Source organism: Collinsella aerofaciens (assembly GCF_005845035.1).
Lineage (GTDB): Bacteria > Actinomycetota > Coriobacteriia > Coriobacteriales > Coriobacteriaceae > Collinsella > Collinsella aerofaciens_I.
This window is the reverse complement of record NZ_SPFO01000004.1, coordinates 45,415-60,192: the sequence shown is the minus strand read 5'-3', so window position 1 is coordinate 60,192 and position 14,778 is coordinate 45,415. Positions and strand designations below refer to the sequence as shown.

Genomic DNA, 14,778 nt, shown 5'->3' with positions numbered 1-14,778 from the left:
ACCTTTTCCTCGGTAAACGGCTCTTTTGCCGTCTCCGTTTTCGATGTTCGCTATATTACGATAAAGTGCACGCTGCGCAAGCGACAAATTCAAATTTTTGAAAAGTTTTTTCATTAGTTTGTGAATTGCAGTGCAAATACGCACCATTCCTGCGAAAATACGCTCGACTACTAGTTGATGGTTATAACGTCTGAAACAATCTCGAAACGAAAGGCGCATTTTTATGCAAACTTACGAATCGGACGCCAACATCGGCAACATTAAGATTCTCGCCGTCGATATGGACAAGACGCTGCTGACCGACGATCGCGTACTGCCCCAGGGTCTCGACGAGCGTCTGGACAAGCTCGCCGACGCAGGCATCGTATTCTGCCCCGCCAGCGGACGTCCCGCCCCCAAGCTCGAAGAGATGTTCGAGGGCATTAAGAACCGCCTCGCCTTTTGTCCCGACAACGGAGCGTGCGTGATCTATCGCGGCAGCTATATCTATAAGAGCACTATTGACGTGGAGCTGTATCAGCAGGTCTTGAGCCGTGCCTCGGAGGATCCGCGCGCTGTCCCCGTCCTTTGCTGCTTCGACGAGTTCTACGTGCTTGCCCGCGACCATCAATACCACGACGAGATCAGCGTCTACTACAACACAATCAACTACGTCGACAGCTTTGATGGCATTGATTTCGAGTCCAACAAGATTTCGGTCTTCTTCCCCGGCTACGACGCCGAGCCCGCTTTCCGCGAGACCTATAGTCCCGAGTTCTCGGACAAGCTCTACGTCACCAACGCCGGGCGCGAGTGGATCGACTTTATGAACCTGGGCGTCGACAAGGGCGCCGGCGTCGCTCACCTGTGCGAGCACCTGGGCATCGATATTGCCGATGCTGCCGCCGTGGGCGACACCTACAACGACATCCCCATGCTGGAGCGCGTCGGGCACAGCTTTATCGTGGACAATGCCGAGGAGCACATGAACGCGCACGCCAAGTGGCGCATTCCGAGCAACAACGACGGAGGCGTACTGACGCTCATCGACGCCATCTTGGCGGCTCGTTAACGTTGCTCGTCGGACCTGGCCGGGCGAGGCGGGTAAGTTTTTCGCTCGGTCAGGTCCTGGGCTCGCTCGGAAAGCACATTAAGTGCTTTCCGGCTCGTGCGGAATCTACGAAAAACTTACCCGCCTCGCCCGGCCAGGTCCTGCGGTGACTTGCTTGCCGTCTGGATGGCGTCTTGGCGCCTAGATACTTTGGCTGACGTTTATTGAACGAAGGACGCTCCTTGTTGATGAGGGGCGTCCTTCTGTTTTTGTATTACTTTGGAATTGTGGTCATGCCCTTACTTGGCGTCTGCCCAGGTCACTCCAGTCGAAGCTTCGGCGATTAGGGGGACGTGGAGGTCTACTACGTGTTCCATGACGTCGCGGACCATGGTGGTTAGGCGCTCGACTTCGTCGATGGGGCACTCAAAGTCCAGTTCGTCGTGTACCTGCAGGATCATGTGGGCGGCAAAGCCTTCCTCTTCCAGGCGGCGGCTTACGCGGGCCATGGCGATCTTGATGATGTCGGCCGCGGTGCCCTGCATGGGGTGGTTCATGGCCGTGCGCTCGCCGAAGCCGCGGAGTTGCGGATTTTTGGCCTTGAGCTCCGGAATATGACGACGGCGGCCGTACATGGTCTCGGCGTAGCCCGTCTGCTTGGCGCGCGCCACCACGTTGTCGAGGAACGTACGCACGCCCGGGTAGGCCTCGTAGTAGCGGTCGATCATGTCGCGCGCCTCGGCCATCGAGATATGCAGCGACTGCGACAGGCCGTAGGCCTGCTGGCCATACACGATGCCAAAGTTCACGGCCTTGGCGCGACTGCGCAGGTCGGGCGTTACCTCGGACACCGGCACACCGAACACGCGCGCCGCCGTCTCGGCATGGAAGTCCTCGCCCTCGTTAAAGGCGCGCACCAAGTGCTCGTCACCTGAGAGATGCGCCAGCAGACGCAGCTCGATCTGCGAGTAGTCCACCGCCAAAAAGACGCTTCCCTCGCCTGCCGAAAACGCCGTCTTGACGGTACGACCCAGCTCCGAGCGCGTCGGGATGTTCTGCAGGTTCGGGTCGCTCGAGGACAGACGCCCCGTTGCCGTGATGGTCTGGTTGTACGTAGTGTGTACGCGACCGTCACCACGGCGTAGCGGGCCCAGCGTGTCCAGATAGGTGGACTTGATCTTAGACTTCTCACGCCAGTCCAAGATCAGACGCACGATTTCGTGGTCACGCGCAAGGTCGCTCAGCACCTTGGCGTTGGTCGAATAATAGCCGCGCTTAGTCTTCTTGAGGCCCTTGGTCGGAAGCCCCATCACATCAAAGAGCACGTGCGACAGCTGCATGGGACTGCCAATATTAAAGGTCTCGTCACCCGCCAGGTCGCGAATACTGCGCTCAACCTCGGTAATCTGGGTCGCCAGACCCTCGGACAGACTGTGCAGACGGTCGGGGTCCACGAGCATGCCCGCGCGCTCCATCTTGGCAAGTACCGGAACGAGCGGCATCTCGATGCCATCGAACACGTTGGCGGCATTCTCACGGGCCATACACTCGCGCAACGGTGCCACGAGCGCCAGCGTCAGAGCCGCAGTACGGGCGGCAGGCGCCGGAGCGTCCTCACCGGCACCCTCTGCGCCGCGCGCCGCAGGCAGCGCCATCTGCAGATACGTATCGGCAAGATATGCCTCATCGAACTCGGAGCGATCGGAATCCAGCAGATAGGCAGCGACCACGGTATCGAAGATACGCGTGGAATCGGTAGCGAGCGGATCCATGAGCTCGGGCTCAGAAGAATCGACGGGCGAAAGCTCGTGCAACAGCGCCTTCATATCCGGGCTCGCCACGCGACCCTCCATAAACAGACGCGCGAGCACGCCGGCAATCACGCCGTGAACGAAGTTGAAGCCCTCAACCTCAGCCGCCGCACAGCTGTCGCCCTCCTCGAGCGCGAACAGGCCCTTGGACGTCGCCAACCACAGCGTGCGCGTCAGTCCAAAGAGCGCGCCCTCTTCCTTGTCGTCGTCCACCACGGCGGCGACCCACTCGCCGGCATCAATCGCGCGGGAGACCTCAGCCGCAACGGCACCAAGCGCGTCGGCATCGCCGGCGGCTGCGCGAACCATAGCAGGTATCTCAACCACACTGGAGGCAGCAGCAGCCCCGCCCTCGCCGCCGACCAGCGCCAAGAAACGGTTCTGCATGGCGGTGATACCAAGTGTGCCCAGCGCCGCGGACACTTCGTCGGCAGAAAACGCCGGGAAGGACGTTTCGTCAAAGTCGAGCTCGACGGGCGCATCGGTGCGAATGGTTGCGACCTTGCGGCTCAGCAGCGCATCGTCGATGTGCGCACGCAGGTTCTCGCCCATCTTGCCCTTGACCTCGTCGGCATGCGCGATGACCTCGTCCAAGCTGCCGTACTGTGCGATGAGCGCGCTCGCCTTTTTGGGGCCGATGCCCGGTACGCCGGGAATGTTGTCCGACGTATCGCCCTTTAGACCGTAAAAATCGGGCACGAGCGCCGGCGTAATGCCGTGATACAGGTCGTCCACGCTCTCGGGCGTCATGATCGCCACGTCGGACAGGCCCTTGCGGGTCGAGACCACGTTGACGTGCTCGGTCACGAGTTGATACATGTCGCGGTCGCCGGTCACCAGCAGCATGTCGCAGCCGGCCTCTTCACCCAGGCGCGCCATGGTTCCCAGGATATCGTCGCCTTCCCAGCCCTCGGACTGCAGAATCGGCACGTTGAGCGCGGTGAGCAGCTCCTTGATCATCGGAAACTGCGCATGCAGATCGGGGTCCATGGGCGGGCGTTGCGCCTTATACTGCGGCAGCATCTCCATGCGCACGCGCGGTTTGCCCTTGTCAAACGCCACGACCACACCGTCGGGGTTAAAGGCATCGATCATCTTGAGAAACATGTTCAGAAAGCCGAAGATCGCGTTGGTGGGGCGGCCGTCCGGCGCATTCATGGTGGGCGGCACGGCGTGGAAGGCGCGGTGCATGAGCGAGTTGCCGTCGATAACGGCAAAGGTGCGGCGCTTGTCAGACATATTGAATACCTCGCTTTGGGCTGGGCACGGTTTGCTCACACCAGTTTACACGCTCCCCGCCCCGCGGCCACCGCACATCAGGCTTCCCTGCCGCCGCGGGCCCGCGCGTGATACGATGGCTCACGGTACATCAACCAGCACGATCGATCCGAAAGGAGCCTGCGTCATGGAGCGTCCCTGCGCATGGAAAAAGTACACGCCACAGCAAGTCGAGGAGCTCGAGGAGCTTTGCCGCGGCTATAAGCAGTTTTTGAGCGAGAACAAGACCGAGCGCCTGTGCGTCAAGACCGGCATCAAGATGGCCGAGGAGGCGGGATACGTCGACCTGGAGACCGTGATCGCCGAGGGCCGCGAGCTCAAGGCAGGCGACAAGGTGTACGCCGCCAACCACGGCAAGGACCTTATGCTCGTCAACCTGGGCACCGCCCCGCTCGAGCAGGGCTTTAACATCCTGGGCGCCCACGTGGACTCGCCGCGCCTGGACCTTAAGCAGAATCCCGCCTTCGAGGCCGGCGACATGGCCTACCTCGACACGCACTACTACGGCGGCGTCAAGAGCTACCACTGGGTAGCCTCCCCGCTCGCACTCGTGGGCGTCATCTGCAAAAAGGACGGTACCACCGTCGACATCAATATCGGCGACAAGGCGGACGACCCGGTCTTTACCATCTCCGACCTGCTGATCCACCTCTCGAGCGAGCAGATGTCCAAGCCTGCCAAGGACGCCGTCGATGCCGAGATCCTCGACGTGATCGTGGGCGGTCGTCCCGTCAAGTTCGATGGGGACGACAAGGACGCCCCCAAGGAGCCCGTCAAGCAGATGTTCCTGGACATCCTCAAGGAGCAGTACGACGTCGAGGAGGAGGACTTCCTCTCCGCCGAGATCGAGGTCGTGCCCGCCGGCCCCGCCCGCGACATGGGCCTCGACCGCTCCATGATTTTGGGCTATGGCCACGACGATCGCGTCTGCGCCTACCCCTCCATGCTCGCCCAGATCGACGTCGCCAACGTGGAGCGCACGAGCATCACGCTCATCGTCGACAAGGAGGAGATCGGCTCCGTGGGTGCCACCGGTATGACGAGCCGCTTCTTCGAGAACACCGTCGCCGAGATCATGACGCTCGCCGGCGAGGATAGCCCGCTGGCCCTGCGCCGCGCACTCGCCCGCAGCCGCATGCTCTCCTCCGACGTGTCCGCCGGCTTCGACCCGGGCTATGCCGGCAAGTTCGAGACCAAGAACGCGGCCTTTATGGGTCGCGGCCTGTGCTTTAACAAGTACACGGGCAGCCGCGGCAAGGGCGGCTCCAACGACGCCGATGCCGAGTACGTGGCCCTCGTCCGCGACATCATGGACGAGGCCGGCGTGGACTTCCAGACCTGTGAGCTCGGTCGCGTCAACGCGGGCGGCGGCGGCACCATTGCCTACATCATGGCCAAGTATGGCATGAACGTCATCGACTCCGGCGTTGCCGTCCTGTCCATGCACGCCCTGTGGGAGGTCGCCAACAAGGCCGATATCTACGAGGCCTATCGCGGGTACAAAGCCTTCCTCGAGCGCGCCTAACCAACCCTTGTAAGGCGCACCAAACCAGCCCTTTATAACTTGCGGTGGAATACGGACTAACCTGGCCTTCAACCGGCTCGCGCAGACCGTATTCCGCCGCGACTTTTTTGGCAGAGGAGAGTTCATGCTCCAGGTCATCGTTTCACCCGCCAAGCAAATGCGCGCGGCACAAGATGCTTTTGAAGTTCAGGGGATTCCGCCCTTTGCGCGCGAGACCGCTCAGCTGCACCATGCGCTCTTGGACATCGAACGAACCGAAGGCGACAGCGGCCTACAAGCTCTGTGGAACGTCAGCGACAAGCTGCTGGCCCCTTGTCTCGACATTTTGCATGAGTTCGAGCCCATCTTGGGGAACGGCGATCTCGACAATCCCGCACTCGCCCGTCACCTCTCCCCCGCCATCATGTCCTATCACGGCATTCAGTACCAGAGCATGGCACCCGAGGTGATGGATTCAGTGCAGCTCGCATGGCTGCAAGACCATCTGTGGATCCTCTCCGGCCTCTACGGGTGCGTTCGTCCCTTCCATGCCGTCGAACCGTATCGACTGGAGATGGGCGCGAAGCTCGCCGTTGACGATGCCCAAGACCTCTACGCGTTTTGGAGCGACAAGCTCGCGCGGGCTATCGCCCCGGCAGGCTCAAACACCACGATCGTCAATCTCGCCAGCGTAGAGTATGCCAAAACCGTTCTGCCCCACCTCGCGGACGACGCCATGGCCGTCACATGCCTTTTTGGCGAGGGTATCCGCAACGGCAAGCCCATCCAGCGCTCGACCGCCAGCAAAAAGGCGCGCGGCTCCATGGTGCGGTGGATGGCAGAAAACAAGCTCGAGGATGCAAGCGAACTTACCGCATTCAACATCGGCTATCGGCACATCCCCGAGCTTTCAGACAAAAACACCCTGGCATTCATGAACGCGCAGGCACAATAGGCCCGCCGTTTCCAAACGCCCCGTTACTCCGCCAAGCCATCGGCCTTTGCAATCTCGCTCGTTGAGCCATCTTGGTAGGTAACCTTAACGCGCTCTACGTCGGATACCGTAACGCCCGACGGAGGTTCCAGACGCCACTCCGTCAGAGCGATATCCATGGTCGTGGGCACATCGCCCTGATCTTTGAGCTCCACCGTCAGTGTTTTGAGCGCCTCATCAAACGTCACGCGTTCGATTTCCTCGCCCGGAATAGACCCGCCGCTCAGCTGCAATTGCACAAACTCGTCGCGCAGATACCAGTAGTCGCCCGGCGCGGCCACCGTGTTACCGCCAGTGACCTTCACCGTCATGATCGGCAGGGCATCGTCGGCCTCAAACTCCCATGCAGCGCCGCCGCGACCACCAAACGTCCAGATACAAAAGGCAATCACCAGCACGGCAAGCACCGCAAAACCAATCGCGACAAGACCATGGTGCGCACGGCTTTCCTCGGCCGATACATCCCATTGCGTCTCTCGATATAGATGCTTGTCTTCCATGTTCGCCTCCCCACAGGCACGCTCGTTGGCCCAATCGTACCCATTCAGGCTATACTTGAGCCCATTACATAAACGGGGAGCTTGCAGGACAAGACGGCAGGCTGAGATTGGGCGCGCCCGCCCTGACCCGCAAACCTGATATGGGTAATGCCAACGAAGGGAGCCGTGCCAATGAGCACACAGACCGAGCCCAAGCTCGTCACGCAAATCGACTTCGCCCGTGCCGGGCAGATCACGCCGCAGATGAAGGAAGTCGCCGAGCGCGAGCATCGCGACCCCGAGTACATCCGCGAGCGCGTGGCCGACGGCCGCATCGCCATTCCCGCCAACATCGTGCATATCAAAAAGGGCATGCGCGCCTTTGGTGTCGGCGAGGGCCTTTCCACCAAGGTCAACGTGAACTTGGGCATCTCGGGCGACAAGGCCGATGCCACCGAGGAATGGAAGAAGGTCAAGATCGCCGAGGACTTTGGCGCCGACGCCATCATGGACCTCTCCAACTCGGGCAAGACGCGCCAGTTCCGCCAACAGCTCATCGACGAGACGCCGCTCATGGTAGGCACCGTCCCCATGTACGACGCCATCGGCTACATGGAAAAGCCGCTGGTCAAGCTCACCAAGGACGACCTGTTCGAAGTCGTGCGCGCGCATGCCGAGGACGGCGTGGACTTTATGACCATTCACTGCGGCATCAACAAGTCGGTCACCAAGACCTTTAAGGAGACCGGCCGCCTGATGAACATCGTGAGCCGCGGCGGCTCACTGCTGTTTGGCTGGATGGAGGTCACCGGTAACGAGAACCCGTTCTATGAGTTCTACGACGAGTTGCTCGAGATTTGCCACGAGTACGACGTGACGATTTCGCTCGGCGACTCCTGCCGCCCGGGCTGCCTCTACGACTCCAACGACGCCACCGAGACCGCCGAGATGATCGAGCTGGGCAAGCTGTGCAAGCGCGCTTGGGCCGCCGGCGTCCAGGTCATGGTCGAGGGCCCGGGTCACATGGCGCTCGACGAGATCGCCGCCAACATGAAACTGCAGAAGCGCCTGTGCCACAATGCTCCGTTCTATGTGCTCGGGCCGCTGGTGACCGATATCGGCGTGGGTTACGACCACATCACCGCTGCCATCGGCGGCGCCATCTCCGCCAGCTCCGGTGCCGACTTCCTGTGCTACGTGACACCGGCAGAGCACCTATGCCTGCCCAACGCCCAGGATGTGCTCGACGGCCTCATGGCCACCAAGATCGCCGCACACGCCGCCGACATCGCCAAAAAGGTGCCCCACGCCCGCGACATGGACGACAAGATGGGCCAGGCACGCCGCAAGCTCGACTGGGACGCCATGTGGAAGTGCGCGCTCGACCCGGTTACGGGCAAGAAGCGCTACGAGGAGTCCCCCGCCGCCACCGAGGGCACTTGCACCATGTGTGGCAAGATGTGCGCCGTCCGCACCGTCAACAAAATCTTCGAGGGCACCACGATCGACCTCGGCATGGAGGACTAGCCCTGTCGCCGCGGCCGCTTCTGGCGGCGAGCCGGTGCCTGTCAATTGTTGACGTGTGAACATTTGCTTGCATTTGCGTAAAGATTGCATCGCCCGCCCGGGTTCGACATAGAGTCGGCCCGGGCATCTTTATAATGCTGGCTTATAGACCCATTTGATTCCGACCGAACAAGGGAGCGAACATGGATCGCAGTAAGGTACCTGCCGTTCTATCCATCGCAGGATCCGATTCCAGCGGTGGCGCCGGCATTCAGGCCGACATCAAGACCATCACGGCGCACCGCCTGTATGCCGAGACGGCCATCACCGCTATCACCGCACAGAACACCCTGGGCGTCACCGCCGTGCAGAACATCTCCCCGGATATTGTCGCGGCACAGATCGATGCCGTTTTTGACGATATCCGCCCCAACGCCGTCAAGATTGGCATGGTTTCCTCTGCCGAGATTATCGAGGTTATCGCCGACCGCCTGAGCGCTTGGAACGCGACAAACGTAGTAGTCGACCCCGTCATGGTAGCCACCTCGGGCGCACGGCTGATTGCCGAAGATGCCGCCGAGGCGCTCACCCGCCGCCTGTTCCCGCTAGCGACGGTTATCACGCCCAATATTCCCGAGGCCATGGCCCTGCTCGACTACGAGGTCGACTCCGAGCGCACGCAGCAAAATGCTGCCATGCTCCTCACCCGCCGCTTTGGTTGCGCATCCCTCGTTAAGGGTGGGCATCTTGTCAACGAGGCCAACGATGTACTGGCCGAACCCGCGCCACTCGATGACGAGGGCAACCATCTGGGAGATCCACTCACCACGTGGTTCCGCCACAAGCGCATCGAGACCGACAACACACACGGCACCGGCTGCACGCTCTCGTCCGCCATCGCCTGCGCGCTGGCGCAGGGCATGGATCTTGCCGACGCCGTCAACGCGGGCAAGGCCTACCTAACGGGCGCCCTCGCCGCCGGCTTTGACATGGGCAAAGGTTCCGGCCCCGTCAATCACATGTGGCAGTACTGACCTGTAAGAACGACAAAAACGAACACGCCGTTTACCTGCTGGTTTAAGTACGACAACAACGGCAGAAGCGCATAAAACGGGTTAGCACGCGCACTTGGGATAATTTGGGGATACGCTAGGGTCACCGTCGAACTGACGAATCGTCTTGTTTAATTCAAAAAAAAGCTCCCTCCCTGGACAACCAGGGAGGGAGCTTTTTCGTTTGTTGCCAATCAATAATCGAGGGTCATCGGTACAACCCACGGACCAGCGCCTTGCCGATCGCGACGTTGGTGTCACGGCCGTGGTAGCCATCGGCGCCTGACGAGCCGCACGAGATGCCATGTGCGATAAGCCAACGCTGGTGCTGTTTGATGGTTCCGCTGTTCATCTGGCGAGCCTGGACACCGCAGAACTCAGGGTAGATCTTGCAACCCACTTTGCGCTGAAGCGCCAGGACCATATCAGAGCCGCAACCTTTTCCGGCCTTCGCCCACTCGACGCAACCCGCATCGACGGCCCAGAAATAAGACTTGTTAGTGAGCCACTGACCCGAGATGACCCCGTCGGCGGAGGTCCCAAGCTGGCGCTGAAGCTCACTAATCATCTTGGGACCGAGGTAGCGCGTGTCACCGAGGCTCGAGACGGTGTTGTCCCTGACCTCGGTGTTTGTGCCGCTGAGCGTCTTGCCGTCGCCGAGCCAGTACAAGGTGCCGTCCCACGGATAGCTGTAGTACGGCTTGATGTTGCTCTCGCGCCCCGTCTGATCGCCCTCTGCACCGGTGACGGTGCCTTTTTCCGAGATGGAAAACTGTGCCAGCATGTCGCCGCGTATGGAGCCGTAGGGCGAGATGCACACGGCGGTGTGATGCCTCTCGTTGAGATAGATGTCGCCGCGCCGCGCCGACTTTACGCCCATCTTTCGCCATCCGAAAAGCCCGGTCTTGAGCAACTGCGTGCGCATGTTGCCGGTATAGGTGGCGCCGAACGTGTTCACGCCAACGGCGCGCAGGGCGGTTATCACCGCCGAGCTACAGTCACGGTCGCCGCCCGCGACGGTCACAGTCGTGCCATCGGAAAGAGTGATGACCTCCGTGGTGCCGTCGCCCATGCGGTTTATCTGGGAATAGCCGTGTCCCGTTCCCCCGTCATGCGAGACGAGGTGCTCAATTACCTGCGCGAAGGCCTCACGCTGAGTGATCGCCACTAGCGTCGCCTCCTCCATCGTGCTTGAAGATGCGCATGAGCGGGGTGTCGCGCAGCTCGGGATAGCCTGAGCAGACGTTCTCCATGCAGCTCGCGACCTCCATGACGGCGATGTAGGTGCAAACGACCGTGACGGTCACGCCGCCCAGGCCAAGGCCCACGACGTGCTGCGTGCCCGCCTCGATGATGATGGAAAGCAGGATAACGCAGAGGAGCTGCGCCTTGTGGCCGAGCCCCTCGCGCATCTTGGAGCTCGAAACGGTACCGTTGATGACGGCGCTGATGAAGCCGGTGACGATGTCCATGAGCATTAGTACGCATGCAAGGCTAATGGCCCAGACCTGAGGCTCGGTCAGCTGGACGAAGAATATCGACATACGATCCTCCCCTAGCCGTTGCTCACGATGCTCCAGGCGCCGTCAGACCCGACGACGCCGGGCTCGAGCGTGTTGCCGTCAATCAGCGACTCGTAGACGGTGCCGTACTTGGTAACCCGGTCACCCTTGGCGTACGACTTTCCTCCGATCCACTCGGGAACGCCGGCGCCGCCGGCCGTGGACGCTACGACCTTCGCCCAGTGCTGGGGATCGGATACGGGGTCCGCAGCGGTCGCCGTGTGGCCGGAGATAGCCTTGTAGAGCGTGCCCTGCCAGAGCACGCGGTCTCCCTGCGCATAGACGTGACCGCATGCATAGAGCGGATAGAGCGCCGGAACCTTCAACGCATCATGGTCGGAGAGGGTGGCCGCCTGGATCTGGGCGAGCACGAGGGCAGCGTCCTGAGGCGTTCCGGCATCGGGAACGAGAGTCCACACCTGCCAGATGGCGCCGTCATGCTGCTCATAGGCGAGCACCGTGTGGTAACCGGCGTCGGGGTTGGGTTCCGCCGCCTCGCGAATCGGCAGGCCGGAGCCGTCCGTAGTCAGGTAGACAGACCCAGATACAAATTGTCCGTAAAACATTTTTTCTCCTTAATGGTTGATTCTTTCCCAAAGCTCCGGAGCCGTATCGGGCTCAGATCCGATACGGGGTGCATGCGTCTGCAGGCACTTGTACAGGTCGCCTCCATATGCCACGCGCGCGCCAGCGGCATACGAGGCCTCACCCACATACCACGGCCGGATGAGCTGGGGTACCTTCAGCGCATCCACATCACCGAGAGTCTCGGCGGACATGGCAGCAAGCCGCACCGCGTCATCGCGCACCCCGTCTGGCACGACACTCCATACTTGGTAGATGGAACCGCCCCGCTGCTCATACGCCATGTCCGCCTTGAAACCCTCGGGGACCTCAGGCTCATCAGACGCGAGAATCGGGAGACCCCTCCCGTCTGTCGCCAGGCGCACTGCGGGCCCGACAAGGGTCCCGATCAATGCCATTTAGACTCCTTTCTCTCGACCTCTCGTGGCAGAAATCCCACGCGCGTATCCTCTCCTTGAGAGCCCACGCGTCTGGGATTTACGGGATTGGAGACCATGATGAAAGTTGCAGAGGCCGCCTCGAGGTACATGGACGATAAGCGCGGCAGGCTGCGCGCCTGCACCCTGGCCGGATACGAGAGCGCGCTAGCGCTGCACGTCCTACCTCGCTGGGGCGAGCTGGAACTCGAGGCGATAACGCCCGAGGGCGTACAGGGCTGGATTGATTCGTTTGATCTGCCGGGGGCCGCCGAAAAGGCATACAAGACCCTGCGGCAGGTTATCCGCTGGGCCATCCGCCGTCTCGGTGTGCGGATGTACGACCCAACCGCCGCCGGTGTCGAGCTACCGCGCAAGCCGGCGCACTGCCCACGCACGATGGAGGCGAGCCAGGTCCGTGCCTACCTCCGCGCGCTGTGGGGACACGAGTGCGAGGCGGTCGCAATCTGCTCGGTAACCCTCGGGCTGCGGCGCGGCGAGGCGTGCGGCCTCAAGTGGTCGGACATCGACCTGCGCACCGGTGAGGTCCGCATCCGCCGTTCGAGGCAAGTCGTGCGCGGCAATGAGGTCGTCGAGGCGCCGAAGACCGAGCGCTCCGCGCGGTCCTGCTGGCTCCCCCGCTTCGCCGTCAACCGCCTGCGCGCGCTGCGAAAAGGCCGCTCGGGCTGGCTGTGCGAACTGTCGCCCGACGCCATTGCGCGGCACATCAAATCCGCATGTCGCCAAGCCGGAGCCGCCTGGACCTCGATGACGGAATGCCGTCACACGTGGGCGACGCTCGCCGTGGAGGCAGGCGTGGGTATTGAGACCGTGGCCATGATGCTGGGACACACCGATATCGGCACGGCATACGAGCACTACATCGTGCCGAGGCCGCGCATCTGCAAGGACGCACAAAGGGTGGTGGAGCGGTTGATACTCGGCGGGTAGGAATTCTGTATCCCATGTCGTGCGCAGCGTGACTTTTTCTGCTAATAAGCAGTACGGCCCGTTTTATTACGACGAGTTCGATACGGAAATCAAGGCCAGAAATTTCGTGCTCGCCTTTCCACTGTCCGGCGTGCGATTTATTCGCCAGGCGGCGGTCTCGTCGGCGGGGAAACAGCGTTGGATGATAGTGCAGACTTATAAGGGCGATGCCGAGACTATCCCGGTGATGTTTTGCTGTTTCTAGCATTCTGTATCCTATTTGGCAATCCAGATGCAGTGTCCAATGTTGTGCCCTTGGCTAACAGCTACCGCGCTAATAAAGACAACTTTGCCAGATTTCTGAACCTCGACTTCTGCAGTGCCGTTGTTGACGATGCCGCTTGAAGATGTACGCACAGCCGGCGCAAGGAATGATTGAGTCGGACGGAATTCAACGGGCAACGTCCCTGCATTCCATAACTGTGATGATTCCTGAATGAAATTCCAAGACATCTCTACCAGGAAGCCTATTTTACGGTAAGCCACATAGGGACCCGAGAAGTCTTTCCCATATAAGAACTGATAGCCAACCTCGCGGGATACAGAATGCTACACGCAGAGATATACAAGCTGGCCGAACATCCAGGAGCCCTGGGGTATCGAGGCCCCTTTGGACTCTATGAATAGATGGGTCCCTGTTACCGACAGCAAGATGCGGGGGTCGGTTGTGTCTTGCGAAATGAGAAGCGAGTTATGCCTATCTCTTGTCATTGGCACTGCGTTACTTAATGTCAGCATTCCCCAGGCCCCTACAGCACTCTTTAGCGTGCCGGACACCGTGACCACAACAATATTTCCAACCATGCGGACAGTAGTCGGCAGATTGGTAATGCCGCAATCAACGAAAACCGGGGATACAGAATCCCCGAGGTCTGCCAGGGGAGTCAGTTTGGGGATGAGAAGCTTAGGCTGACCCGTCGTCAGTCCGTCGAATGTCACCGAGCAGATCGGGACCGTCACGTCAGCGTCACCGTCCAGGATAGAGCCTTTCGGCACCGACGGCGCGGCGGCGCTCGAGCCGGGGGTTCCCTGGAGAACCTTCCACTCGACCGTCTCGACAAGGGTCGGGCTGGACCCGCTCACATCGCGGGTGTAATGGACACAAATGTAGTCCATGCGCTTCTTGCCTTGCGAGCCGCTCGCCACCTTGACGTCCTCGGGCGAGGTGACGCCGATATGGCGACCCTGCACGATCATGTCGCCGGTCGCGATACGGACGGTGTTCGCGTCGACGAGAGATGGGGCCAGTTTGCCGCCCGTCTGCAGCACATAGCTGCCAGTGCCGACTTCGCCCGCAATGCGGCGGCCGTCGTCGGACGAGCTGACGTGTGGCACGCCCGCTTTACCGGTCACTATCTCCATTTAAGCCGTCCTTTCCCATATAAAGCCGTTCTGGCTGTCCCGCATGACCCACGTTCCCCCATAGGTGGCACCTGGGTTTTTGCCCTTGCTTTCCATATAGAGGGAGCCCACAGGGTGTGCAGCGAGGAACGTCTGGGCGGTCGAGGCTGCAGGACCCTGTGGCCCCGTCTCCCCGGCAGGCCCCTTTATGTTGCCCAACTTGATCCAGG

The 14,778-nt window shown here is 61.0% G+C and carries 14 protein-coding genes; 7 read left to right on the top strand and 7 right to left on the bottom strand.

Annotated features, from left to right (window positions below; genetic code table 11):
* Positions 1–223: 223 nt before the first annotated feature.
* Entirely contained in the window at positions 224–1,051 is an 828-nt protein-coding gene (locus FGQ67_RS03135; protein ID WP_138339991.1) for a Cof-type HAD-IIB family hydrolase, read from the top strand.
* A 278-nt stretch (positions 1,052–1,329) separates the two neighbouring features.
* Here the strand turns inward: FGQ67_RS03135 and polA are convergent, their stop codons facing one another.
* Complete coding sequence (gene polA, locus FGQ67_RS03130) at positions 1,330–4,080, bottom strand: DNA polymerase I (protein WP_138339989.1); 2,751 nt, start codon at positions 4,078–4,080, stop codon at positions 1,330–1,332.
* Positions 4,081–4,246: 166 nt separating this feature from the next.
* Here polA and FGQ67_RS03125 point away from each other — a divergent pair, with 166 nt between their 5' ends.
* Positions 4,247–5,644, top strand: a complete 1,398-nt coding sequence (locus FGQ67_RS03125) for an aminopeptidase (RefSeq protein WP_138112211.1) — start codon at positions 4,247–4,249, stop codon at positions 5,642–5,644.
* A 124-nt stretch (positions 5,645–5,768) separates the two neighbouring features.
* Positions 5,769–6,578, top strand: a complete 810-nt coding sequence (locus tag FGQ67_RS03120) for a YaaA family protein (protein ID WP_117746764.1) — start codon at positions 5,769–5,771, stop codon at positions 6,576–6,578.
* Positions 6,579–6,601: 23 nt separating this feature from the next.
* Here FGQ67_RS03120 and FGQ67_RS03115 read toward each other — a convergent pair whose 3' ends face one another.
* Positions 6,602–7,117: a hypothetical protein gene (locus tag FGQ67_RS03115; protein ID WP_138339987.1), complete on the bottom strand. Its 516-nt coding sequence runs from the start codon at positions 7,115–7,117 to the stop codon at positions 6,602–6,604.
* 171 nt (positions 7,118–7,288) lie between these two features.
* Here FGQ67_RS03115 and thiC point away from each other — a divergent pair, with 171 nt between their 5' ends.
* Both thiC and thiD read left to right on the top strand, forming a co-directional pair.
* A complete protein-coding gene (gene thiC / locus FGQ67_RS03110; RefSeq protein WP_138339985.1) occupies positions 7,289–8,623 on the top strand; it encodes a phosphomethylpyrimidine synthase ThiC in 1,335 nt (444 codons plus the stop codon).
* Between the two features lie 182 nt (positions 8,624–8,805).
* Positions 8,806–9,636 (top strand): bifunctional hydroxymethylpyrimidine kinase/phosphomethylpyrimidine kinase, encoded by an 831-nt coding sequence (gene thiD / locus FGQ67_RS03105; RefSeq protein WP_138339983.1) that lies wholly within the window; start codon positions 8,806–8,808, stop codon positions 9,634–9,636.
* A gap of 226 nt (positions 9,637–9,862) precedes the next feature.
* On the opposite strand, the gene FGQ67_RS03100 is transcribed toward thiD, so the two are convergent.
* The 4 genes from FGQ67_RS03100 to FGQ67_RS03085 are packed head-to-tail and all read right to left on the bottom strand — an operon-like array spanning position 9,863 to position 12,199.
* A complete protein-coding gene (locus tag FGQ67_RS03100; protein ID WP_138339982.1) occupies positions 9,863–10,822 on the bottom strand; it encodes an endolysin-like domain-containing protein in 960 nt (319 codons plus the stop codon).
* A complete protein-coding gene (locus tag FGQ67_RS03095) occupies positions 10,803–11,198 on the bottom strand; it encodes a phage holin family protein (RefSeq protein ID WP_138339980.1) in 396 nt (131 codons plus the stop codon). Before FGQ67_RS03095 ends, FGQ67_RS03100 begins: the two co-directional genes overlap by 20 nt.
* Before the next feature lie 11 nt (positions 11,199–11,209).
* A complete protein-coding gene (locus tag FGQ67_RS03090; protein ID WP_138339978.1) occupies positions 11,210–11,782 on the bottom strand; it encodes a carbohydrate-binding protein in 573 nt (190 codons plus the stop codon).
* A 9-nt stretch (positions 11,783–11,791) separates the two neighbouring features.
* A complete protein-coding gene (locus FGQ67_RS03085) occupies positions 11,792–12,199 on the bottom strand; it encodes a carbohydrate-binding protein (RefSeq protein ID WP_138339976.1) in 408 nt (135 codons plus the stop codon).
* Between the two features lie 96 nt (positions 12,200–12,295).
* Between FGQ67_RS03085 and FGQ67_RS03080 the strand changes: the two genes are divergently transcribed.
* Positions 12,296–13,168, top strand: coding sequence for a tyrosine-type recombinase/integrase (locus FGQ67_RS03080; RefSeq protein WP_306803105.1), 873 nt, complete (start codon positions 12,296–12,298; stop codon positions 13,166–13,168).
* A gap of 19 nt (positions 13,169–13,187) precedes the next feature.
* Positions 13,188–13,412 (top strand): hypothetical protein, encoded by a 225-nt coding sequence (locus tag FGQ67_RS03075; protein ID WP_171025166.1) that lies wholly within the window; start codon positions 13,188–13,190, stop codon positions 13,410–13,412.
* 344 nt (positions 13,413–13,756) lie between these two features.
* Here FGQ67_RS03075 and FGQ67_RS03065 read toward each other — a convergent pair whose 3' ends face one another.
* Complete coding sequence (locus FGQ67_RS03065) at positions 13,757–14,569, bottom strand: hypothetical protein (protein ID WP_138339971.1); 813 nt, start codon at positions 14,567–14,569, stop codon at positions 13,757–13,759.
* Between the last annotated feature and the right edge of the window lie 209 nt (positions 14,570–14,778).

Coding starts and splice junctions, on each gene's coding strand:
- thiC (WP_138339985.1), top strand. CDS start 7,289: ATGAGCACACAGACCGAGCCCAAGCTCGTCACGCAAATCGACTTCGCC.
- FGQ67_RS03065 (WP_138339971.1), bottom strand. CDS start 14,569: ATGGAGATAGTGACCGGTAAAGCGGGCGTGCCACACGTCAGCTCGTCC.
- FGQ67_RS03115 (WP_138339987.1), bottom strand. CDS start 7,117: ATGGAAGACAAGCATCTATATCGAGAGACGCAATGGGATGTATCGGCC.
- FGQ67_RS03125 (WP_138112211.1), top strand. CDS start 4,247: ATGGAGCGTCCCTGCGCATGGAAAAAGTACACGCCACAGCAAGTCGAG.
- FGQ67_RS03095 (WP_138339980.1), bottom strand. CDS start 11,198: ATGTCGATATTCTTCGTCCAGCTGACCGAGCCTCAGGTCTGGGCCATT.
- FGQ67_RS03090 (WP_138339978.1), bottom strand. CDS start 11,782: ATGTTTTACGGACAATTTGTATCTGGGTCTGTCTACCTGACTACGGAC.
- FGQ67_RS03080 (WP_306803105.1), top strand. CDS start 12,296: ATGATGAAAGTTGCAGAGGCCGCCTCGAGGTACATGGACGATAAGCGC.
- FGQ67_RS03120 (WP_117746764.1), top strand. CDS start 5,769: ATGCTCCAGGTCATCGTTTCACCCGCCAAGCAAATGCGCGCGGCACAA.
- thiD (WP_138339983.1), top strand. CDS start 8,806: ATGGATCGCAGTAAGGTACCTGCCGTTCTATCCATCGCAGGATCCGAT.
- FGQ67_RS03135 (WP_138339991.1), top strand. CDS start 224: ATGCAAACTTACGAATCGGACGCCAACATCGGCAACATTAAGATTCTC.
- polA (WP_138339989.1), bottom strand. CDS start 4,080: ATGTCTGACAAGCGCCGCACCTTTGCCGTTATCGACGGCAACTCGCTC.
- FGQ67_RS03085 (WP_138339976.1), bottom strand. CDS start 12,199: ATGGCATTGATCGGGACCCTTGTCGGGCCCGCAGTGCGCCTGGCGACA.